Origin of the sequence: Vibrio hippocampi (genome assembly GCF_921292975.1) — a bacterium.
GTDB classification, from domain to species: domain Bacteria; phylum Pseudomonadota; class Gammaproteobacteria; order Enterobacterales; family Vibrionaceae; genus Vibrio; species Vibrio hippocampi.
Genome location: NZ_CAKLCM010000001.1, coordinates 406,325 through 428,542 on the forward strand (window position 1 = coordinate 406,325; position 22,218 = coordinate 428,542).

A 22,218-nucleotide genomic window follows, 5' to 3' on the forward strand; every position below is an offset into this window, starting at 1 on the left:
ATATTAAAGTAAAGAGGGGGGGAATGCAGAAAGACTCAGATACTTCCTCCTTCATATTCCGACAACCTCAGCACTACCAATAAAGTTTGGCTTTTGCTATTAATACCTCACAATCCAAAACTCAATCACAAGGAAGTCGGTATGTCCCAACCCTTTGCTATTGCCGTTCATGGCGGTGCTGGCACGATTTTACGCGAGCAGATGACACCAGAGTTGCATCAAGAAATCACAGAAACCCTAGCTCGAGCTGTACAGGCGGGCGAGACATTGTTGCGAACGGGTGCCGATGCTTTAGACGCGGCTGTGGTTGCGGTGAAGGTATTAGAAGACTCGCCATTGTTTAATGCCGGAAAAGGTTCGGTATTAACCCATACTGAAATGGTCGAAATGGATGCGTCGGTGATGCATGGCAAGCAAATGGACGCCGGTGCGGTAGCGGGCATTAAGCATATTAAAAACCCGATTGAACTGGCTAAAGATGTGATGTTGGATAGCGAGCATGTGATGCTGATTGGTGAGGGCGCTGAAAAGTTTGCCTTTGAAAATGGTCATGACTACACCGAGCAAGACTATTTCTACACAGAACGACGCTATGAGCAGTTGATGTCGATGAAACAGAAAGGGCAGTTTGCGCTCTCTGAGTCTAAATATCCGGATGATAAAAAGTATGGCACTGTTGGAGCCGTCGCTTTAGATAAGCAAGGGAACCTTGCTGCGGCGACCAGTACCGGAGGCATCACCAACAAGCAGTATGGGCGTGTTGGTGACACGGCGATTATTGGCGCAGGTACCTTTGCGGAAAATGGCAACGTGGCGGTGTCTACGACGGGGATGGGTGAGTATTTTATTCGTAAAACGGTCGCGAGCGATGTGGCGGCGCGTATGCGTTATCTTAAAGAGGATATTCACCAAGCTTGTGAAAGTGTTATTCAAGGTGAGCTAAAAACCATGGGTGGAGAGGGTGGTTTGATCGCGGTGGATGCGCAGGGGAATATCCATTTTGCAATGAACAGTTCTGGCATGTATCGCGCCTCATTAAATAGTGATAATGAATTGCTGGTGAAGATCTATGCCGATGAATAATTCGCACGGGTGTGCGGAATACAGTGCCAGCTGATGTTGATTGAAAAATTGCACATAAAATCGCTTGCTTATTTCTCACTCATTCAGTAACATCTGCCGTCCTTATTTCTCGGTCAATTTTATTCGTTCCTTGCTTCCTCTGGACGACCGGGCCACTCGTGGAAGCTAATAATCCGTAAGGAGCAACCTATGCGTCATTACGAAATCGTATTCATGGTGCACCCTGATCAAAGCGAGCAAGTTGCTGGCATGATCGAGCGTTACACTGGTTCTATCACTGAAGTTGGCGGTACTATCCACCGTCTAGAAGATTGGGGTCGTCGTCAACTGGCTTACCCAATCAACAAGCTTCACAAAGCTCACTACGTTCTTATGAACGTTGAAGCGCCACAAGAAGCTATTGATGAGCTAGAAACTGCTTTCCGTTTTAACGATGCAGTTCTACGTAACATGATTATGCGTACTAAAGCAGCTATCACTGAGCCTTCTATCATGCTTAAGCAGAAAGAAGAGCGTGCTCCTCGTCGTGAAGAGCGCAGCGAAGCTAGCCAAGAAGCAGCAGCTGAGTAATTTATTACTCTAGTTAGTTCGAGGTAATAACTCTGACTGTTTACAGGCAGGTTATTGCTGCAACAAGACTCAAATTTAAGATCAGGAGATAGCCCATGGCTCGTTTCTTCCGTCGTCGTAAATTCTGCCGTTTCACTGCAGAAGGCGTACAAGAGATTGATTACAAAGACGTAGCAACTCTTAAAAACTACATCACTGAAGCTGGTAAAATCGTACCTAGCCGTATCACTGGTACTAGCGCTAAGTATCAACGTCAGCTAGCTCGTGCAATCAAGCGTTCACGCTACCTAGCTCTACTGCCTTACACTGACAAGCATCAGTAATCGGCACCGTTTATTTAGAAAGAGGATTAAGCAATGCAAGTTATTCTACTTGATAAAATCGGTAACCTAGGTGGTCTTGGCGATACAGTTAACGTTAAATCTGGTTACGCTCGTAACTTCCTTATCCCACAAGGTAAGGCTGTAATGGCAACTAAATCTAACGTTGAAATGTTCGAAGCTCGTCGTGCTGAACTAGAAGCTAAAGTTGCTGAGCAACTAACTGCTTCTGAAGCGCGCGCTGAGAAAGTTAACGCTCTAGAAGCTGTTGTTATCGCTTCTAAAGCTGGTGACGAAGGCAAACTATTCGGTTCTATCGGTACTCGTGACATCGCTGACGCAATCACTGCGGCTGGCGTTGAAGTTGCTAAGAGCGAAGTTCGCCTACCTGAAGGTGCTCTACGTACAACTGGTGAGTTTGAAATCAGCATCCAACTTCATTCTGAAGTATTTGCTACTATCAACCTACAAGTTGTTGCTGCTGAGTAATTTTCAGTTACAAGAACACCAAAACACCCGCTTCGGCGGGTGTTTTTTTATGTCTGAAAAATAGAATTAGAATTTGAATAGTAGATTAACAGTGAAAATGCTGTCATTTTTACTCAGATCACCGGGCACTTTATCGTGATACTGACTGCTGTAGACAATCTTCAGTGCAATGGTTTCGGTAATGGCATTGGTCGCATTGAGCTCGGTGTCATAACGAGAGTTACTATCACCCATTGTCACGGTCAACTTACTGCCGAATGAGAGCGTGGCGAGAGGATTCCACACTAAGTTGAGGTTTGCTCTTACGATGGCTTCTTTCACCGTATTGGGAAAGATAATGTCATCATCATCAATTTCATCCAAATTAGGCTCTTGATAGCGATAACCCGGACCGGCTTCGAATTCCAATAGCAATTGCTCAGTATTACTCAACTGATAACCAAAACCGATAGACAGCGTATGGTCTTCATAATAGGAGTTATATAACGAACTCACGCCGTTATAGTTACCATACAAATAGCTACGGGGCCCCAGCTTATAGTCGCTTTGTGCCAAGTAGTTGTGTTGGTTTTTGTCCTCTTCCCCATCTTTGTAAAGCTGATAGTATTTCCATTCACCACTGGTACGGTGGCGTCCTTCTATGTATTCCGCCGCGATGCGCGCATTCAGGGATTGCGAGTCTGTGTTACCTGAGTGAGATTGATAACCAAACTCTATCTCTGAGTGTAATGGCTTTGGCGGTGGGGAAGTTTCGTCACTGTCACCATCACTATCAGTGGCAGAAACAGTGGCAGAAACAGTGGCAGTGGAAGAAAACTCTTCAGCAAATATCGCAGGCGCAGTCACTAAGCACAGACTAAGCAGTAACTTTTTTGGCACTAGAACCTCGCGATTAAAAGATGGGGTACGGATTATATTTATCGAATATTCGCCGATCGTCAGCAATAGGTCAAATTTTACTGTCAAATAGTGTCTATACCCAAGTTACCTCAAGGACCTAGTTGAACCTCGTATCTTGAGGTGACTTGGGTATAAAGTCAGTGAGTTTCTTTGCTTTAGGTAACGCCTAATTTAAGTATAATGGTCGGCTGTAGTTTGTAGTGGGATTAGTCGGATAGGGTCATGGCGGAAAACCGAAATCAAAAAGTCAAAGATGCTCAAGTGGATGCGATCAAAGTACCTCCACATTCGCTTGAAGCAGAGCAGTCTGTGCTTGGTGGTCTTTTATTAGATAATGCTCGCTGGGACACAGTCGCGGAAAAGGTTGTCGCTTCTGATTTTTACAGTCGCCCACATCGCCTTATTTTTGAAGGTATTAAGGCGTTGCTGGAAGATAGTCATCCTCTTGACTTGATCACCCTATCTGAATACCTAGAGCAGCGCGAACAGCTTGAAGATGTTGGGGGCTTTGCTTATCTAACGGATCTGGCTAAAAACACCCCGAGTGCCGCCAACATTAACGCTTATGCTGGTATCGTTGCGGAACGTGCCTTAGTGAGAAGCCTCATTGGTGTCGCCAATGAGATTGCTGACTCAGGCTATGATCCTCAAGGTCGAGACTCGGACGAACTGCTTAACCTTGCCGAGAGCAAAGTATTTGCTATCGCAGAGGGACGCACCAGTGAGAATGAGGGACCACAGAACGTGGACTCTATTCTTGAAAAGACCCTTGAGCGCATCGAAATCCTCTATAAAACCCCGCAAGATGGCGTCACCGGTGTTAACACGGGCTTTAATGATCTCAACAAGAAAACCGCCGGTCTGCAAGGTTCTGACTTGGTTATTGTTGCGGCAAGACCGTCGATGGGTAAAACCACCTTTGCCATGAACCTGTGCGAAAATGCCGCAATGGCGCAAGAGAAACCGGTGCTAATTTTCTCGCTAGAGATGCCAGCGGATCAGTTGATGATGCGTATGCTGGCATCGCTTTCACGCGTTGACCAAACTAAGATCCGTACAGGTCAACTTGATGACGAAGATTGGGCGAAGATCTCGACTACCATGGGCTTGTTGATGGAAAAGAAAAACATGTTCATCGACGACAGTTCAGGTCTGACTCCAACGGAACTGAGAAGCCGTGCACGACGTATCGCACGTGAACATGGTGGTTTAAGCCTTATCATGGTCGACTACTTGCAGTTAATGCGCGTTCCGTCATTGTCCGATAACCGTACCTTGGAAATCGCTGAGATCTCACGCTCACTCAAAGCCTTGGCCAAAGAACTTAATGTGCCTGTGGTGGCGCTTTCCCAGCTTAACCGTTCCTTGGAGCAACGAGCCGATAAGCGTCCAGTAAACTCGGATTTGCGTGAATCAGGCTCGATCGAGCAGGATGCGGACTTAATCATGTTTATCTATCGTGATGAGGTTTATCATCCGGACAGCACTCTAAAAGGGATTGCAGAAATCATCATAGGTAAGCAACGTAACGGTCCTATCGGCTCGGTACGTTTAACATTCCAAGGTCAATACTCGCGCTTTGACAATTACGCAGGTCCTGCGTTTGACGAAGAGTAGGGCAGCGTATGAGTTATATGAAAGCGGCCACCGCACATATTAATTTATCTGCGTTGTCTCATAACTTGCAGCGCATCAAACAAGAAGCGCCGAACAGCAAAGTCATGGCGGTGGTAAAAGCCAATGGTTATGGTCATGGTCTGAATACGATCGCTAAACATGCCACTCAGGCGGATGGTTTTGGCGTCGCTCGCATTGAGGAAGCTCTGCAACTGCGTATGACAGGGATTGTGAAGTCAATTTTGCTACTGGAAGGCTTCTATTCTGCTAACGATTTGCCTATCTTGGTGACCAACAATATCCAAACAGTGATTCATTGTGTTGAGCAGCTTGAAGCGCTTGAACAGGCTGAACTTGATGTCCCCGTTGTTGTCTGGTTAAAGATTGACAGCGGTATGCACCGCCTTGGCATCCGTGAAGAGCAGTACACCGAGTTTGTAGAGCGCCTAAACCGTTGCCCGAACGTGGCGAAACCTCTGCGTTATATGAGCCACTTTGGTAGTGCTGATGAATTAGATAATTCAGTCACCAATGAACAAATTGCCTTGTTTGAAAGATTGACCTCACAGCAAAATGGCGAGCGTTCCATGGCGGCATCAGCTGGCTTTTTGGCATGGCCGATGAGTCATTACGATTGGATTCGACCTGGTATTATCATGTATGGCGTGTCCCCATTTGTGGAGAAAAATGCCCAAGATCTGGGATATCAGCCAGTAATGACGCTAAAGTCGCATCTTATTGCTGTGCGTGAGGTAAAAAAAGGCGAAAGTGTTGGTTACGGTGGCATTTGGACCAGCGAGCGAGACACTAAAGTGGGTGTTATCGCCATTGGTTATGGTGATGGCTACCCAAGAACGGCACCTAATGGCACGCCAGTGTTAGTGAATGGTCGCATTGTGCCTATCGCTGGGCGAGTCTCCATGGATATGCTGACCGTCGACCTTGGACCGGATGCAGTAGATAAAGTCGGTGATGAAGCGACGCTTTGGGGCGAGGCACTTCCCGCAGAGCAAGTGGCTCACTATATCGGCACCATCGCATACGAATTGGTGACTAAGCTGACGTCTCGTGTCGAGATGTGTTATCACCAGTAATTGAATCTCCCCTGCTTTATTAAGGTAGCGAACCTAGCTACCTTAATTCCCTCTGTAGCATTCTCCTTGTAGCATCGCGATGACTTGGCGTTCACCCCCATGATTTCTATGCTCACCCAGATAAATCCCCTGCCAAGTCCCTAAAGCCAAGCGTCCATTGATAATAGGTATGGTTATGTTAACGCCTAAGAGTGAGCTTTTGATATGAGCGGGCATATCATCCCAACCCTCATAGGTATGTCGGTAATAAGGCGCATTCTCCGGCACAAAGTGATTAAAGTGCGCTTCCATATCCTGACGCACGGTAGGATCGGCATTTTCATTCAGTGTTAAGCTTGCAGAAGTGTGCTGCATAAAAAGATGCAGCATGCCACAACGATAGTCTTCAATCTGTGGTAACTGCTTTACCACCTCTGATGTGATGAGATGGAAGCCTCGTGTATACTGTTGAAAGTATAGGGTTTGCTGTTGCCACATAGAGAATCCTTAACTGAGAGTTGTTACTGATGATAATACTTTTGTATAGTGAGGGAGTTCAAGTTTGTCTTAGGACAGGGTTGGCTGGGTAGATTGAAGTTATTCTTCTTTCCACCACATATTAAGTGGTGGTTAGTTTTATTTGATTATATTGCGTTTCATTAAACTGACTTGCAGCCTGATTAAGCTAGATTGTGACTAAAGCGAGCTTAACGAACTAATATTAGTGCAGTTATCAGTGAAAGGTGAGTCGATAAAGCTAACGCTATTTGCGACAGAATCCATTGAAATGGGGGGCTTACTTCCTTGGGGGGAAGTAAGCAAACAGTAAAAATAAATTAGGACGATAAACCATGTTGAAAAACATTAACCCGACACATACCAAAGCTTGGCAGGCATTGACTGCGCATTTTGAATCCGCTCAAGACCTAGAACTGGGTGAGCTATTTGCTCAAGATGCAGAGCGCTTTAATACATTCTCTACAAGCTTTGGCTCTGATATGTTGCTGGACTACTCCAAGAACCTTATCACTGAAGAAACCATGCAGCACCTGTTTGCATTAGCGAATGAGACCGATCTACAAAGTGCGATTAAAGCGATGTTCTCTGGCGACACCATCAACCAAACTGAGGGTCGTTCCGTACTGCACGTTGCGCTAAGAAACCGCAGTAATACACCGATCATGGTCAATGGCGAAGATGTGATGCCAGCGGTCAACGCTGTACTAGAGAAAATGAAAGGCTTCTCTGAGCGCATCATCTCTGGTGACTGGAAAGGTTATACGGGTAAGGCGATCACGGATGTGGTTAACATTGGTATCGGTGGTTCGGACTTAGGTCCATACATGGTGACTGAGGCGTTAGCCCCTTACACCAACCATCTCAACATGCACTTTGTGTCGAACGTTGATGGCACTCATATCGCAGAAACACTCAAGAAAGTGAATCCAGAAACCACGTTATTCCTAGTGGCTTCAAAAACATTCACGACTCAAGAAACCATGACCAACGCACACTCGGCACGCGATTGGTTCCTTGCGTCCGCGTCGGATGAGGCACATGTCGCCAAGCACTTTGCGGCACTCTCTACCAATGCGACAGCCGTATCTGAGTTTGGTATCGATACCGACAACATGTTTGAGTTCTGGGATTGGGTTGGCGGTCGCTATTCACTATGGTCAGCAATTGGTCTTTCAATTGTCCTTGCCGTTGGCTACGACAACTTTATAGAGTTGCTAGCGGGCGCGCATGATATGGATAAGCACTTTGCTGAAACCGATCTTGCGGACAACGTACCGGTTATCTTGGCGTTGATCGGCATTTGGTACAATAACTTCCATGGTGCAGAGTCAGAAGCGATTCTGCCGTACGACCAGTACATGCATCGTTTTGCTGCGTATTTCCAACAAGGTAACATGGAATCTAATGGTAAGTTTACTGACCGTAACGGCGATGCCGTGGATTACCAAACAGGTCCAATTATTTGGGGTGAACCGGGTACTAACGGTCAGCACGCCTTCTATCAGTTGATTCACCAAGGCACCAAGCTGATTCCATGTGACTTTATCGCGCCAGCACTCTCTCATAACCAAGTGAGTGATCACCATCAGAAATTGATGTCTAACTTCTTTGCTCAAACAGAAGCATTAGCATTCGGTAAGTCTAAACAGACGGTGGAAGCGGAGTTCACAGCCGCCGGTAAGAGCGCTGATGAGGTAAAAGACCTAGTTCCATTTAAAGTGTTTGAGGGCAACCGACCAACGAACTCTATCTTGGTAAAACAGATCACTCCTCGTTCATTGGGTAGCTTGATTGCCATGTATGAACACAAGATCTTCACCCAAGGTGTGATTTGGAATATCTTTAGCTTTGATCAGTGGGGTGTAGAGCTTGGTAAGCAACTGGCGAACCAAATCCTTCCAGAGCTAGCAGATGACAGTGCCATCAGCTCACACGATAGCTCAACCAACGGTCTTATTAATGCGTATAAAGCATTCAAAGCCTAATGATTGAGAAATAACAAAAAAGCGCCGAATAAGGCGCTTTTTTTGTGTCTGATGACTTTTTGTGTCTGATAACTTAGCTTGCTATTGCTCGCCCTAGCGAGCTTTTGGCAGCACCACGACTTGCGTCTTGGCCCAAATATCATGAAAGCCACGCTTTTGTGGATCAAGGGGCACCAGTAAGTTAGCGAGACCAAAGGCTGAGGTAGCAATACGAATGAGTGCTTGAGTGGTGCTGATTCGTCCACCTTGCTCGTTTTGCAATTCAAGTTTCCATGCTCGCATGCCAAGAGTTTGTCCGGCTCTTACCCAGAAAAAAGTGAGAAAACCAATCCAGACAATGGCAAGGTAAGCAGTATAAATCGGTCCCCAGAAAGGATGAGATGTTAGAAAGTCGCCCACATCGGTATAGGGAGCGTAGCTTATTACTCCCGATGCAACCAAGGCTTGCAGTAAAGCGACAACCACACCAGCGGCCATCATAACCACCGCAGCAATAATGAAACTATCATAGACAAAAGCCGCCAAACGTCGAATAAGACCAGCAGGAGGAAGAGATTGTGCGTTCATGGAATCACTCATATAAAATCCGTAGGCTCACAGAATAGCCAAGCTTGCTTGCGGAGAAAACCCCATAGCACCGAAGTAGCTCACAGAGTGGCGAAATAATCAGCAAACAAAAGCGCATTGCGTGTTTTACGCTTGCGCATAACGACGGCATACGTATAATGCCAAACATCAAAGGACATTAGTCCAAGATGCCGGTGTGGTGAAATTGGTATACACGACGGATTCAAAATCCGTTGCCTTCGGGCGTGGCGGTTCAAGTCCGCCCACCGGTACCATATTTAAACAAAAAAGCCTCAGCTAACGCTGGGGCTTTTTTGTATCTAAGGCTAATCAAAAGTTTGCAATTATACCTTTTTAAACAAGAGACTGTTCGCAAATTAAAAAGTACCTAGCACCAAATCGCTAGTTTGTCTTATCACAGACGATCAAGGCTCCTTCTGCCACTTCAGTAATAAAATTAGGGCGATATGTCGTCGGTACGGAGACGGCAATAGGTTCACCCGTTTCGTATGACAAGCCTACCTGTGAGCCATAAATATAAAAGTCACTCTGCAGTTGCATCATAGCTTCTGATCCCCAAGGCTGAAGTCGTCCTAGAGTGAGTTGTTTCTCTGCACAATAATCTGACGCTTGCTCTGGTGTGAACGTTTTATAGTCTTGGGTGAACACTTGAGTTTCTGGATCGGCTAGCGTTTCTTTTTCCGTGTAGACATACTGACCGTCAAACTCGTATTCGTCATTTTGAGTGAAATAGCCTAATGTTCCGGGGTAGTTCACGATGATATTCGCTTGCTGCATAAAGTTGTCGCTGCTGCCTGCGCTCAACATAAGAGTGGTTGGTGCAGCAATGCTATTTGCTTGCCCTGAGGTGGGGGTTGCAAAGGTTAACACCAGTTTTTCTGCTTGATAGTCGGCACTATTTATATCATCGACAGTTTGTGCTGTTATCGTCGGTATCTGATCAAAAATATAGCTATTACCATCATTGGCTATTTTATCGGCGTTAAGTCGTGTTGTGACTTGTTGGGAGTCAATATGCTCAGCACTTTTTAGCATAAGGCTGTCGGTAACAACCAGTAAAAACTGGTCAATACTTTTGCTTGAGTCGCTATCGGCTTGTTTATCGACAAATTCAAAGGCTATTTTGACGCCTTCTTCACTAGCTTGGGTTTGGTAAAACACGGCTAAACTCGGTGTTTCTTGTTCTACGGCGCCTAATTGATAGAAGTTATCGCCCCAATATTGGCTCACAAAGTTAGTGATTTGTGCCGGATAACCATAGGTCATTCCTCCACTGTGATTAAAGCCATGGTTGTGCATTTTTTCATGTAAAAAGGTATCTTTTGGCGCAACAGCACCTTCTGTAGGCAAGCGGAAATCTCGAACGGCTAACCAACCATCAGCTATAGTCGCTTGCCCCCAACCACCAGAATTAAGCATCCCGTATCTGGCGCTTGGTTTATGGATCATATAACTCAAATGCTTATCGCTATTGGATGAAGTATCGTTAGCTTTAAATTGAGCAAAGTCACCACTTGAAGGTAGTGAGAAAAGAGAGTGCGTAGTTTGGTGCAACTCACACCATTGTCCTTTAGCAAGTTGTTCTTTCGTAAGCTGGGTCTGCGATGTCGTTGCCGACATATATTCTTCGATATAATAGACAAACTCCTTGCTGTAGGTGTAGTTGTTCAGCACATTCTTAAGACCACGTAACTCTTTTTCGTATTGGTCGATGTTTTCTAATGTGGGTTCACTATAGGTATCACTACTTTCATTCGGATCCACATAGGCCGCTACCTGCGCTTTAAAGAAGGGTTGCTCCTCGACATATTGCGCAGTGCTCAAAGGCATGATGTGTTGCGGCAACTCAAGAGTGATGACTTCAAAGGGTTGAACAGATTGCTCAACTTTGAACAGAGAATGATTAAGCATAAGCAATGGATTGGCTAGAAACCTTGGTGTGTGATTGATCAGCTGTATGCTTGTTTCGTTTACTTTTTTTATGCTGATATCATCAAGGTCATAACCATCCCATCGACTGCGTGAAACAGTGTCAACCTGATTGGTGGCAGAAAGCGAGTAGGAGAGGCTTTCATCAGGTTTCGATGACGAGTTTTCATCACTACAGCCCATGGAACTCAGAGCAGTGGTAAGTATTAGTATTCTCAGGGGCACAGGTATGCTCGGTGTGGTTAACATTACTTTTGATTGGCGCATAGATACACACTTTTATTATAAGTTGGAAAGATAAGGAATCAGTGTGTTGTGCATACTATCATTAGCGAGGATTCTAATATGGCCGGTGCTTTCTGGTGTGTTTGTAGGGTTTATCTCATAGTTTTGGTTGTGACTTTTGAATCCATTTACGTTCCAAAAATTCGAGTAAATGACAAAATTACTAGAAATCGCTCGTGTCGATGATAGTAATGATGATTTTTGTTTGTAAAGTGTTAATGTCTTACTTTGGCTTGATATTCATTTTCATATACTGGATGAGTGGCGACTTTGTGGTTTATTCATCTTAAAATCGCCCTTTATGCTGATTTATACGTCGATTTTCAGCACATAACTTCAGCTAATATCAGTTCGGCTCGGCTTTGATTCTCAATGGATTGTATAGTATGGTTTTTCTTGCTCTAGTTTTTATAACTAATTTTTTACAATCGATAAGGGAATATCAATGAAAAAGTTATTGTGCGTAACCGCACTGTCGTTAGCTGCCTCTGCACCATCATTTGCTGATCCAATTCTTGACGACATTAAAGCGTCTGGCGAGTTAAAAGTTTGTTTTGACTCTGGCTATATGCCGTTTGAGATGACGGCGAAAAATGGTCAATATATTGGTTTTGACATCGATTTAGGTAAACAGATGGCTCGTGCCATTGGTGTGAAATATGTACCTGTTAATACCGCTTGGGATGGGATTATTCCAACGCTGCTAACGGGTAAATGCCACATGATCATGGGTGGTATGACGATTACTCCAATGCGAAACATTCAGGTTAACTTTGCTGACCCTTATGTTGTTATTGGTCAATCTATCCTGATGAACCCTAAGCACGAAGGCAAGATTGCCAACTACCGTGATCTTAACAGCAGCGACTTTGTTGTGGCGACTAAGTTAGGCACAACAGGCGAGCAGGCGATTAAACGCTATCTACCTAAAGCGAAAGTTAATCTTTATGAAACTCAATCTGAAGCTGTGCTAGAAGTTGCCAATGGTAAGGTTGATGCGTTCATCTATGACCTACCGTACAACGCTATCTACAATGCTGAGAACAAAGGTCAACTTGTTCACCTATCTCAGCCTTTCACTTATGAACCATTAGGTTGGGCGGTTCCTCAGGGCAACCCTGACACTATCAACTTCTTGAATGGCTACTTACGCCAAATCAAGGGTGATGGTACTTATGATCGTATCTATAACAAATGGTTTAATGACGACAAGTGGTTGAAGCAAGTTAAATAAACTTCAGCTTACCTACCTCTTTGATTCGCATAATCTTTGAATCGGTTAAGCACGATTTTGAGATTATGCGACTTTATCGGCTTTTGTCGAAGATGCACTTCAACCTATTCTTGGTAGCACATGCAAAATAATAATAAGTCTTTGTTGTGGAATGCCGTTTTTGTTTTAGTTTTGGTGGCGATTGCTAGTCTGGTTTACTTATCAGGCAAGCGAATCAACTACAACTGGAACTGGGACCGCGTTGTTCCTTATATTGCCACTAATGCGGCGTCGGCAGTGACGGCGCCTGAAGATGGTAATATTGTTGTTGGTGAAAATAACCAACTGGTTTTAGAAAACCTGAGCGGAGAAGTCGTCGTTGACCTCAGTGCTTACGACACGGTCGACGTGTATGAAGGTGATTTAATTTTTGAAGGTGATGTTCTCGCCAGCGTCGAAGAGTGGCGAAAAGGTCCGATTCTGGATGGTGTTATTGTCACTGTTAAAATCTCTCTATGGTCACTAGCGATTGCTCTGGCTCTCGGCTTGGTGATTGGCTTGATGCGGATTTCCAGTAATCCAGCACTAAAGAAGTTGTCGATTGTTTATATCGAAATCATTCGCGGCACCCCTTTACTGGTTCAGATCTTTATCGTTTATTTCTTCATCGGCACAGTATTAGATTTAGAGCGCTTTACTGCCGGTGTCGTTGCCCTATCTGTCTTTACTGCGGCTTATGTTGCCGAGATTGTCCGTTCGGGTATTCAATCCATCCCGCGTGGGCAGATGGAAGCGGCTCGTTCACTGGGGATGAATTACCCCAAGGCGATGATCTACGTGATCTTGCCGCAAGCCTTTAAGCAAACATTGCCACCCTTAGCTGGGCAGTTTATTAACCTTATTAAAGACTCATCACTAGTCTCTGTGATTTCAATTACTGATTTGACTAAAGCAGGTCGTGAGGTTGTGAGTGGGAGCTTTGCTCCATTTGAGGTGTGGTTTACCGTTGCGGCGCTATACCTTGTACTGACAGGCGGTCTATCTTGGGCTATTCAACTGTTAGAAAAGAAACTGTCTGCGAGCGATTAATCTGAGGGTGACATGATGGAACATATAATTACCGCTGAGAAGGTAAACAAAATTTATCCCAATGGCTGCCACGCTCTGAAAGATGTCTCGGTCTCTGTCGACAAAGGTGAAGTCATCGTGATCGTTGGACCATCGGGTTCAGGTAAGTCGACGTTCTTGCGTAGCCTTAATCAACTTGAGCAAATCAATAGTGGCAACATTGTTGTTGATGGTATGGATATGTATGCCAAGTCAACAGACATCAATAAGCTACGAGCGGATGTCGGCATGGTCTTTCAAAGCTTCAATCTATTCCCGCATATGAGTGCTCTGGGAAATGTGATGCTAGCGCCGCTAAAAGTCGCTAACCGTGATAAACAAGAAGTCGAAGCGGAAGCAAAGCAGTTGCTGTATAAGGTTGGGCTTGCAGAGCGAATGGACAATTATCCGGCGCACCTTTCTGGAGGTCAGCAACAGCGTGTGGCGATTGCTAGAGCATTAGCAATGCAGCCTAACATCATGCTGTTTGATGAACCGACTTCTGCTCTTGATCCAGAAATGGTGGGTGAAGTGTTGGATGTCATGAAAGAGTTGGCCCAAGACGGCATGACTATGGTCGTGGTGACTCATGAAATGGGCTTTGCGAGAGAAGTGGCTGATCGAGTGTTATTTATGGAAGATGGTGAGTTATTGGTTTCCGATACCCCGGATGCTTTTTTTGATAACCCGACCAACCCAAGATTAAAGCAGTTTCTTTCTAAGGTGCTGTAACCGCATTGAATACTCACTTTTTTACACAGAAGTAACCGTTATATTTAAGGGTACAAGCACGGCTATATAGTGAAAAATAGACTTTTAAAACGATGGATACAGCATAAGCTGCTCGAATGAGCAGCTTTTTTTATGTTAATTATTTGGTGTCTAGTTGAGTTGAATTTATACGAAACGTAATTTAATGTAATTTTTTGTTTAGTTATTTATAATCATTGGCTTAGCCTAAAGATGATTTAGTTTGTCTTTAACTTCATGAGTATCAACTGATAACTAAAATAAAGGGAATTGTTTATGTTTAACATACGTTTCTTGGCGCTTGCCGTGGGCATGGGCTGTGTTTCTAGCTCCGCTTTTTCTAATACTTTCTCAGCCGATGCCCGCTCTATGGCAATGGGTAATACCGGGGTTGTTTCAGCCGACTTTCTTACGGCTCCTTTTCACAACCCAGCATTGGGCGCGGCATACCGTACAGAAGATGACTTTGGTATCTTGATTCCAGCGATTGGTGCCACTGTGTATGATAAAGATGATGCACTGACGACCATTGATGACGCGCAAGACCTCTATGACGGCTTAGGTAACACGCCATCTCAGAGTGACCTCGATAAACTGGATGATTACTTGACTGACTTGTCAGAAGCTCAGCCACTTAACGTGAATGCCGGTCTGGCAATGGCCATTTCGATTCCAAACCAATACATGTCAACCAACTTGTTTGCTTCAAGCTATGTAGAGCTGATTACTGATGCGGAGATTGGAAATGAAACGGATCCGCAAGACCGTTATGACAATGCAGAAATTGCCACTACCGGATTTGGTCTTGTGGAATTTGGTGTAGCGTTGGCTAAAGAATTTACTATCGCAGGTGAGCGTGTTTCTTTTGGTGTTAGCCCTAAATATCAAGATCTACGTACTTACAGTGATATTTCAACGTTAGATGACTTTGATCTTGACGACTACGATCAAAGTGAGATTTCGGAAAGCGCGTTTAACCTTGATTTAGGTGCGGTTTGGTACAAAGGCAACTGGCGTGTTGGTGTGGTTGGTAAGAACTTGATTAAGCAAGAGATTGACACCATGTATACCGATCTCACTTATACCTTATCGCCAACTTATACCCTAGGTGCAGGTTATGCCGCTCAACTATTGACGGCGACGGTAGATGTTGATCTAACCGAGCAAGAGCGCTTTGACTTTGAGGGTGATGAAACACAATTCTTACGCCTAGGTTTAGAACTTAATGCATGGGACTGGGCTCAGTTGCGCGCAGGTTACGAGAAAGATCTTGCAGATAATCTAGAAGATAGCTTCACCGCTGGTATTGGTATCAGCCCATGGGATCTTGTGTCACTTGATCTAGCGGGTTCTTATGCTGGTGATAATCAATTTGGAGCCTCAGCCAACCTAGCTTTTACCTTCTAATGAGTGCTTAAGTGATTTAGCTTTTATAGCGCCACTGACTTGCCAATGAGTGAGTAAAAAAAGCCTTAGCAGTCATGCTAAGGCTTTGTTATTACGTAGGTTATTTGTAATTACATAGGTTAATTGCTAGCTAGCAGCTTGTTCAGTTTGCTTCTCGACAGCGTCATCGACCGCTTTGACTAGAAGTAGACCAACACCCAATACAATCGCACCACACAGAACGAAGGTTAGTCGACCCCACAGTGGGTTAGGTAGGGCAAACATAGCCATTACACCAACACCTGAGATCGCGATTAGAGAACCCAACATCTTTCTTTGTTTGTTGTCTAGTTTCTTCTGGTCAGTTGAATCGTTGACTAGAGGAGTCGCTAGGTTGCTAAAGAATAGATCCACGTCTTTTTGGCGTTTTTCTTCAAGTGGTTTGTAGAACAGTGTTGTTGCGCAGAAGAAACCTGCAGTAATCACCATGTGACCAACTAGACCAACAGCCACTTTCAGATCAGCCCACTCACGTTTTGTTAGCTCGTTTAGACCAAACCAAGATTCGATATGATCTGCTGTGATGATAAAGCCAACAATGTAAGAAACGATAGCACCAACGATTAGTGTGCCCCAACCTGCCCAGTCAGGTGTCTTCTTAATGAAGAAACCACAGAATGCTGGAATGGTCATTGGGAAGCTGATCAGTGCACCCACATACATCATGGTGTCAAATAGACTCAATCCTTTTAGCGAGTTGATAAATAGCGCGATAAGGATGATGGCAATACCAAAGAACGCAGAAGTCAGTTTAGAGACAATCATCAACTCTTTTTCAGTCGCGTTAGGGCGAATGATAGGTTGATAGAAGTTCATAACAAAGATACCTGAGTTACGGTTAAGACCTGAGTCCATAGAAGACATGGTCGCTGCAAACATTGCCGCAATCAATAATCCAACCATACCGACAGGCATGTATTTCTCTACGAAATAAAGGTAAGCAAAGTCTGCCGCTTTTTTACCAGCTTCAGGGTAGTGAGCCGCTAGATCCACACCTTGACCTGCGATAAACCATGAAGGTAGGAACCAAATGATTGGACCCATAGTCATCAATACACAAGCTAGAAGTGCCGCTTTTTTCGCGTTCTTCGAGTCTTTTGCTGCTAGGTAACGGTACGAGTTAAGCATGTTGTTGGTAATGCTGAACTGCTTCATAAAGATACAGAAAGCCCAGATACCAAAGATGCTAACGTAGTTTAGGTTGTTACCAGAAACGAATGATGCGCCTTCTTGAACAGGGAAGCTGTTGATGATGTTGTCAACACCGCCGCCGTGAATCACTGCTACAACCGCACATGTTACGGTTACCGCCATGATGATCACCATCTGCATGAAGTCAGAGGCGATAACTGCCCATGAACCACCACTTACGGACATAACAAGAACCACTAAACCGGTTAACCAGATAGTTGTTTCCATATCAAAGCCAAAAATGCCAGAGGCGATAATGGCAAGACCGTTTAGCCAGATACCTGCAGAGATAACGCTGTTAGGCATAGAAGACCAAGTAAATACTTGTTCGTTCTTCGAACCAAAACGCATACGAATTGCGTCAATAGGCGTGACGACTCGCAGTTGACGGAATTTTGGAGCGAAGTATAAGTAGTTCATTAGATAGCCAAATGCGTTAGCAACAAAGATCATCGCTACAGCAAAACCATCGTTGTACGCTTTACCAGCCGCACCGGTGAAGGTCCAAGCACTGAACTGGGTCATAAACGCGGTTGCACCTACCATCCACCACAGCATATTACCGCCCCCACGGAAGTAATCACTGGTCGTGCTAGTAAATGTACGGAACATCCATCCAATTGCAATTAGAAATAGGAAGTAGATGCCAACAATAAAAGTATTGAGTTCCATTTTTGGTATTCTCACATTCGTTGAAATATGCGCACATAATATCCAGCGCTTTTTTTATTTGTAGTATTATATTTTCAATGTGTGATGCTATTTTGAATATTGGAAAATAAATAAATGTTGGGTAATTGTTTCGATATGTGCTGATGTGTGTATATGTCATTTAAAACAGTTACTTATGCTTGTTGTTGGTACTTTAATTTAGAGATTAAAAGGTTTTTTATCCATAGGATAAATATAATTGAATTTACTTTTTATTAATTATTGAAAAGCGTTTGTTGCTGGGTGTTTTGTGGTTATTTCTAAGGGCTGGAATGTATTGTTAATTAATTTTCTTGGCTTTTTACTACTCAATGTTGTTTATAAATTGAGCGTCTAAAATTAAATATTTGTTCTTTTGTGTTACAAAAGAAAGAGAATAGTGAAGTTTGCATTTTGAGAGTGTTGGCGGGATAACTAAGAGCATTGAGGTCACTTGGGTATAGAGCGTGGGGCTCTCGAAATTGTCCTGTTAAAACCGCCTTGTTTGGGCTGTGTGACAGTTTTTCTCAGAATAATGCGTAGGATGTAGGTCTGTGATTTGTTTCTGGCATATTGAAACGCTAGAATCACAGGATACAGATAGGAGATTGACTGTGAGCGCAAAGTTTACCCATATTGCTTGGCAACAAACTCATATAGAGGCCAATGAAAAGCTAGTATTACTCAAATTGGCCGATTTATCGGGTCATGATGGTTCTGTAGCGATTTCATTAAAAGAGATAGCCGCTGAATGCTTGATGGGAGAGTTTGCTTTAGCTGATATGTTGACCGCTCTTGCCAACAAGGGATTAGTGCACAAAGTTCGAACGGATAATCACGTTAAGCCTCAGGTCCATCACTTGCGCTTAACGATAGTGGAGTCGAATCAACTACCGGTTATCGAGACTTCAGCACCAAAAGATCAGCCTGAGCCACAAGTCACGACAATGCAAAACTCCAATGCACCTGGCTGGTCTTTTCAAACCTTTGATCTTTATAAAGTGCCTCCTCATTGCCGTGATGTGGTTTGGCAAAACTTTGCACGACAAAATGGCGTCACAACCACCAATATTAATCGACTAGCGCGGCAGCTAGAGGATTGGTTGGAGTTTGCTAAGCGTTCAGGTCAGTTACAAGAGCTGATAGGTGAACCGAAAGTGGCTAACCATTCGAGTAACCATGCGAGTAACAAGTCGAATAAGAAGTCATCACCACAGATGCCAGAGTCCAGTCAAAGCAGTCAGTATATTTCGACTCATGAGCTTAATGAGTTCGCGATACCCGATTGGGCGATGCAGACCATCACTTTTTCTCGTTTAGAGGTCGACCCCAAGCTGTTTTGGGAAAAATTTGTGGTCTATTACAAAGCGCGTGCGAATGAATTTACCACTATTAATCAAATATTAAATAAATTACGCTTGTGGATTGTTAATGAAAAACAAGCGGAAGACAGACGTAAACAGTCAGAAGAGCGTCGTCGTCAATCGTATCAGGGAAATCCATCGCAGGATGTCAGTCCATCGGAAGAGTTCAGAGAGTTCTTGCGTGGTCAGGGTAAGAACCCTAACTTTTAATTCATTGTTCGTGAGGTAATGGTGTATGAGCAACAGTAACAAGCCTAAAAATCTCGACTTCGGTGCAATGGAGCAGAAGTTGAGAAAAATGGGGGTGAACAGTAATCTGGACCACCTCAAAAGAACGCAATCGAATTCAGAAGTGAGTCCGCCCCAAACGCCGTCTAGTCAAGTGCCGGCAACGCAAGAGCAGCAAATAAAGCCGCAACAAATAAAAGAGCAACAAACACAACTGATGGCGGCTCAGCAGTCAATTGCTACAACCAATCAAGAAAATGAACGTGCCCCAAGCGATTGGTGTAACTATATTTTTGGCACGCTGCTTAGTATCTATGAATCGACATGGATCAAGTCTTATGGTCGCCGTCCAACGGGTCGTTTTCTCGATTTTGCCGATAGTGTCACGGAAGCTGAATTGATGCGAATCATGCAACACTGCCGTGAGCGATTACAAGCGGGGGAGAAGTGGCCGCCGATCATGGGTGAATTGACGCTGTTAAAGAATCAGCCCACGGAGTCGGAATTAGCAGAATCATTCAACCGAGTTTCAGCCAAAGATCCGCAGAACCAGATTGAAAAATGGATCATGCAAAATAAGGGCTATGAACTGCGTCGCCTGCCACAGTCAATGATCAACAAGCGTTTTAAAGAGTTCTATTTGGAAGCGCAAAGTTTGCAAGAGAAAGGCAAGTTAGTCACTGAACCGCCAAAGGCGTTGGCTCAGTATTCTGTGAAGAACCTTGTCGATGTGAAGCGTGAGGAATACCAGCGTAAGCATGGTGGTGAATTAGACCCAAGAATACAGGCGATTCTCGATAGTAAAAAAGAGAGCTAATCAGCCGGAGCAAAAGAAAGTCGATCACCAGAAACGAAAAAAGAGTGCTTGGATAGCACTCTTTTTTGTGTCCGCAGGACGCTATTTACGTACTGCGATAGCTTCGATTTCGATACCAACATCTTTAGGTAGACGAGCCACCTCGACACAAGAGCGAGCTGGGTAGTTGGCAACGTTATGATCATCAAAGAACTGACCATAGACCTCGTTGACCGCGCCGAAATCATTAAGATCTTTGACAAATACGGTCATTTTTACGATGTCACCCACAGTCAGACAAGAAGACTCAACCACAGCTTTTACGTTGTTCAGTGACTGCAGTGCTTGTTCTGTGATGGCTACAGGAATCTCCCCTGTTTCTGGGTTAATTGGGATCTGTCCAGAAGTCAAAACCATGTTGCCTAGGTCAATACCTTGAATGTAAGGGCCGATAGCGGCGGGTGCAGATTCTGTGTGAAGAACTTTGGTCATCGTATTATCCATATTGATGTATAGGAACACTAGACTGCCAAGCAGTCAGAAAAAAATCAAGCTAACATAAAGTCAGCTTGATTTCATTTTTTGGTGTTTTCGCTCGTGTTTTACGAAGAGGTTAGCTCTCAGTGACGATATCACGAGAGAACACTTTCTCGCAGTACTTACATTTCAGGCGAATATCTTGGTGTTTCTCAAACACTTTAAAGCTGCTATCAACAGGCTCATTGTGCGTAATACAGTTGCTGTTTGGGCACTCAAATACGCCAGTGACGACTTCAGGTAGTGATAAGGCTAGCTTCTTACATACCTGATAGTTTTCGATCTGATTAACCGTTGCGTGTGGCGCATACAGTGCCAGCTTGTTTGCTTGCTCTTCGGTAATAAAGGTGTTTTCAATCTTTAACAGATCTTTGTGTCCTAGCGCTGACGATGGCAGGTTTAGACCAATCGTCACTTTTTGCTTTGACTTATCCATACCAAATAACTTCAGTACCTTAACGCCAATGGTCGCGGGAATATGGTCAATCACAGTACCGTCTTTAATCGCTTCTACTTGTAGTTGCTTCTCTTTAGCCATGATGATTGATTCCTTATAACAATGCTTGAGTTGAGACAGTTTCATTCAGCACAAGTGCTAGCAGAGCTTCACGGGCATAAACACCGTTCTCTGCTTGTTGGAAGTAGTATGCGTGCGGTGTTTTATCCACATCAGTCGTGATTTCATCGACACGTGGAAGCGGGTGTAGCACCTTGAGGTTTTCTCTCGCCGATTTTAAAGTCGCAGCGGTCAGCACATAGGCTGATTTAATATGGGCGTATTCTGACTCATCGAAACGCTCTTTTTGTACTCGAGTCATATAGAGAATGTCTAACTCAGGAATCACACTTTCCATGTCGTTGTGCAGACTGAACTGAATGCCTGATTCTTCCAATTCTTCGCAGATATAGTCAGGCATTGCTAACGCATCCGGTGCGATAAAGAAGAAACGAATATTATCGAACTTAGCCAGTGCTTGCGTCAGAGAGTGGACGGTACGCCCATATTTCAAGTCACCCACAAAGGCGACATTGATGTTATCAAGGCGTCCTTGCGTCTCGTATATGCTGTATAGATCAAGCAGGGTTTGCGTTGGGTGTTGGTTAGCGCCGTCACCAGCATTAATCACCGGTGTGCCATTGGAAAATTCAGACGCAAGGCGCGCTGCCCCCTCTTGAGGGTGGCGCATCACAAATGCGTCAACATAAGAAGAGATAACATTAACCGAGTCTGCTAGGGTTTCTCCTTTCTTTGCTAGCGAGGTGTTACCACCGCTATCAAAGCCGATAACATCGCCACCGATACGTTGGATGGCGGTTTCGAAAGAGAGACGAGTACGAGTTGAAGGTTCAAAGAAACAACTTGCTACCACTTTATTTTTGATAAGTTCGGGTTGCGGGCTTGATTTAAGTTGACCTGCAGTCGTGACGATGAGTTCCAGTTCCTCACGTGACAGTTCCGGAATCGAGATAATGTGCTTTTGATAGAGCGAGTTCGCCATGTTTATCTTCCCTTAAGTTGAAAAGTGAACAGTCATAAA

Annotated in this window: 21 protein-coding genes and 1 tRNA gene; 14 read left to right on the forward strand and 8 right to left on the reverse strand. The window is 44.4% G+C overall.

What is annotated here, in order from left to right; genetic code table 11:
* Positions 1–141: 141 nt before the first annotated feature.
* From L9Q39_RS02035 to rplI, 4 genes are all read left to right on the forward strand, one after another.
* Positions 142–1,083: an isoaspartyl peptidase/L-asparaginase family protein gene (locus L9Q39_RS02035; protein WP_237483472.1), complete on the forward strand. Its 942-nt coding sequence runs from the start codon at positions 142–144 to the stop codon at positions 1,081–1,083.
* A gap of 189 nt (positions 1,084–1,272) precedes the next feature.
* Complete coding sequence (gene rpsF, locus L9Q39_RS02040) at positions 1,273–1,653, forward strand: 30S ribosomal protein S6 (RefSeq protein ID WP_237483473.1); 381 nt, start codon at positions 1,273–1,275, stop codon at positions 1,651–1,653.
* A 95-nt stretch (positions 1,654–1,748) separates the two neighbouring features.
* On the forward strand, positions 1,749–1,976 hold the full coding sequence (rpsR, locus tag L9Q39_RS02045; protein ID WP_000090472.1) for a 30S ribosomal protein S18: 228 nt from the start codon (positions 1,749–1,751) through the stop codon (positions 1,974–1,976).
* 33 nt (positions 1,977–2,009) lie between these two features.
* Complete coding sequence (gene rplI, locus L9Q39_RS02050; protein ID WP_237483474.1) at positions 2,010–2,462, forward strand: 50S ribosomal protein L9; 453 nt, start codon at positions 2,010–2,012, stop codon at positions 2,460–2,462.
* 66 nt (positions 2,463–2,528) lie between these two features.
* On the opposite strand, the gene L9Q39_RS02055 is transcribed toward rplI, so the two are convergent.
* A complete protein-coding gene (locus L9Q39_RS02055) occupies positions 2,529–3,293 on the reverse strand; it encodes a DUF481 domain-containing protein (RefSeq protein ID WP_435532801.1) in 765 nt (254 codons plus the stop codon).
* Positions 3,294–3,584: 291 nt separating this feature from the next.
* Here L9Q39_RS02055 and L9Q39_RS02060 point away from each other — a divergent pair, with 291 nt between their 5' ends.
* Positions 3,585–4,979 carry a replicative DNA helicase gene (locus L9Q39_RS02060; protein ID WP_237483476.1) on the forward strand — a complete coding sequence of 465 codons (1,395 nt, stop codon included), beginning with the start codon at positions 3,585–3,587 and terminating at the stop codon, positions 4,977–4,979.
* A 17-nt stretch (positions 4,980–4,996) separates the two neighbouring features.
* A complete protein-coding gene (gene alr, locus L9Q39_RS02065) occupies positions 4,997–6,073 on the forward strand; it encodes an alanine racemase (protein WP_237483549.1) in 1,077 nt (358 codons plus the stop codon).
* Between the two features lie 42 nt (positions 6,074–6,115).
* Here alr and L9Q39_RS02070 read toward each other — a convergent pair whose 3' ends face one another.
* Complete coding sequence (locus L9Q39_RS02070; protein ID WP_237483477.1) at positions 6,116–6,550, reverse strand: secondary thiamine-phosphate synthase enzyme YjbQ; 435 nt, start codon at positions 6,548–6,550, stop codon at positions 6,116–6,118.
* A 353-nt stretch (positions 6,551–6,903) separates the two neighbouring features.
* On the opposite strand from L9Q39_RS02070, the gene pgi reads away from it, so the two are divergent.
* Positions 6,904–8,556 carry a glucose-6-phosphate isomerase gene (gene pgi, locus L9Q39_RS02075; protein ID WP_237483478.1) on the forward strand — a complete coding sequence of 551 codons (1,653 nt, stop codon included), beginning with the start codon at positions 6,904–6,906 and terminating at the stop codon, positions 8,554–8,556.
* 93 nt (positions 8,557–8,649) lie between these two features.
* Here pgi and L9Q39_RS02080 read toward each other — a convergent pair whose 3' ends face one another.
* Positions 8,650–9,123 (reverse strand): RDD family protein, encoded by a 474-nt coding sequence (locus L9Q39_RS02080; protein ID WP_237483550.1) that lies wholly within the window; start codon positions 9,121–9,123, stop codon positions 8,650–8,652.
* Between the two features lie 190 nt (positions 9,124–9,313).
* On the opposite strand from L9Q39_RS02080, the gene L9Q39_RS02085 reads away from it, so the two are divergent.
* Positions 9,314–9,398: transfer RNA gene (locus tag L9Q39_RS02085), tRNA-Leu, on the forward strand.
* A gap of 127 nt (positions 9,399–9,525) precedes the next feature.
* Here the strand turns inward: L9Q39_RS02085 and L9Q39_RS02090 are convergent.
* A complete protein-coding gene (locus tag L9Q39_RS02090; protein WP_237483479.1) occupies positions 9,526–11,340 on the reverse strand; it encodes a hypothetical protein in 1,815 nt (604 codons plus the stop codon).
* A gap of 463 nt (positions 11,341–11,803) precedes the next feature.
* Between L9Q39_RS02090 and L9Q39_RS02095 the strand changes: the two genes are divergently transcribed.
* The 4 genes from L9Q39_RS02095 to L9Q39_RS02110 all read left to right on the forward strand — a co-directional run bounded on the left by L9Q39_RS02095 (position 11,804) and on the right by L9Q39_RS02110 (position 15,835).
* Positions 11,804–12,592, forward strand: coding sequence for a transporter substrate-binding domain-containing protein (locus L9Q39_RS02095; protein WP_237483480.1), 789 nt, complete (start codon positions 11,804–11,806; stop codon positions 12,590–12,592).
* Between the two features lie 120 nt (positions 12,593–12,712).
* Positions 12,713–13,660 carry an amino acid ABC transporter permease gene (locus L9Q39_RS02100; RefSeq protein ID WP_237483481.1) on the forward strand — a complete coding sequence of 316 codons (948 nt, stop codon included), beginning with the start codon at positions 12,713–12,715 and terminating at the stop codon, positions 13,658–13,660.
* Positions 13,661–13,675: 15 nt separating this feature from the next.
* A complete protein-coding gene (locus L9Q39_RS02105) occupies positions 13,676–14,410 on the forward strand; it encodes an amino acid ABC transporter ATP-binding protein (protein ID WP_237483551.1) in 735 nt (244 codons plus the stop codon).
* Positions 14,411–14,704: 294 nt separating this feature from the next.
* A complete protein-coding gene (locus L9Q39_RS02110; RefSeq protein ID WP_237483482.1) occupies positions 14,705–15,835 on the forward strand; it encodes a conjugal transfer protein TraF in 1,131 nt (376 codons plus the stop codon).
* A 126-nt stretch (positions 15,836–15,961) separates the two neighbouring features.
* Here L9Q39_RS02110 and L9Q39_RS02115 read toward each other — a convergent pair whose 3' ends face one another.
* Complete coding sequence (locus tag L9Q39_RS02115) at positions 15,962–17,737, reverse strand: sodium:solute symporter family transporter (RefSeq protein ID WP_237483483.1); 1,776 nt, start codon at positions 17,735–17,737, stop codon at positions 15,962–15,964.
* Between the two features lie 632 nt (positions 17,738–18,369).
* Between L9Q39_RS02115 and L9Q39_RS02120 the strand changes: the two genes are divergently transcribed.
* The gene (locus L9Q39_RS02120) at positions 18,370–19,329 is read left to right on the forward strand and encodes a helix-turn-helix domain-containing protein (protein WP_237483484.1); all 960 of its coding nucleotides are present in this window, start codon (positions 18,370–18,372) and stop codon (positions 19,327–19,329) included.
* Positions 19,330–19,354: 25 nt separating this feature from the next.
* A complete protein-coding gene (locus tag L9Q39_RS02125) occupies positions 19,355–20,164 on the forward strand; it encodes a hypothetical protein (RefSeq protein ID WP_237483485.1) in 810 nt (269 codons plus the stop codon).
* An 81-nt stretch (positions 20,165–20,245) separates the two neighbouring features.
* Here L9Q39_RS02125 and L9Q39_RS02130 read toward each other — a convergent pair whose 3' ends face one another.
* The 3 genes from L9Q39_RS02130 to pyrB form a co-directional block, all read right to left on the reverse strand.
* Complete coding sequence (locus L9Q39_RS02130) at positions 20,246–20,635, reverse strand: RidA family protein (RefSeq protein ID WP_237483486.1); 390 nt, start codon at positions 20,633–20,635, stop codon at positions 20,246–20,248.
* Between the two features lie 121 nt (positions 20,636–20,756).
* Positions 20,757–21,218: an aspartate carbamoyltransferase regulatory subunit gene (pyrI, locus tag L9Q39_RS02135; RefSeq protein ID WP_237483487.1), complete on the reverse strand. Its 462-nt coding sequence runs from the start codon at positions 21,216–21,218 to the stop codon at positions 20,757–20,759.
* 13 nt (positions 21,219–21,231) lie between these two features.
* Positions 21,232–22,179 (reverse strand): aspartate carbamoyltransferase, encoded by a 948-nt coding sequence (gene pyrB, locus L9Q39_RS02140; RefSeq protein WP_237483488.1) that lies wholly within the window; start codon positions 22,177–22,179, stop codon positions 21,232–21,234.
* Positions 22,180–22,218: the final 39 nt, after the last annotated feature.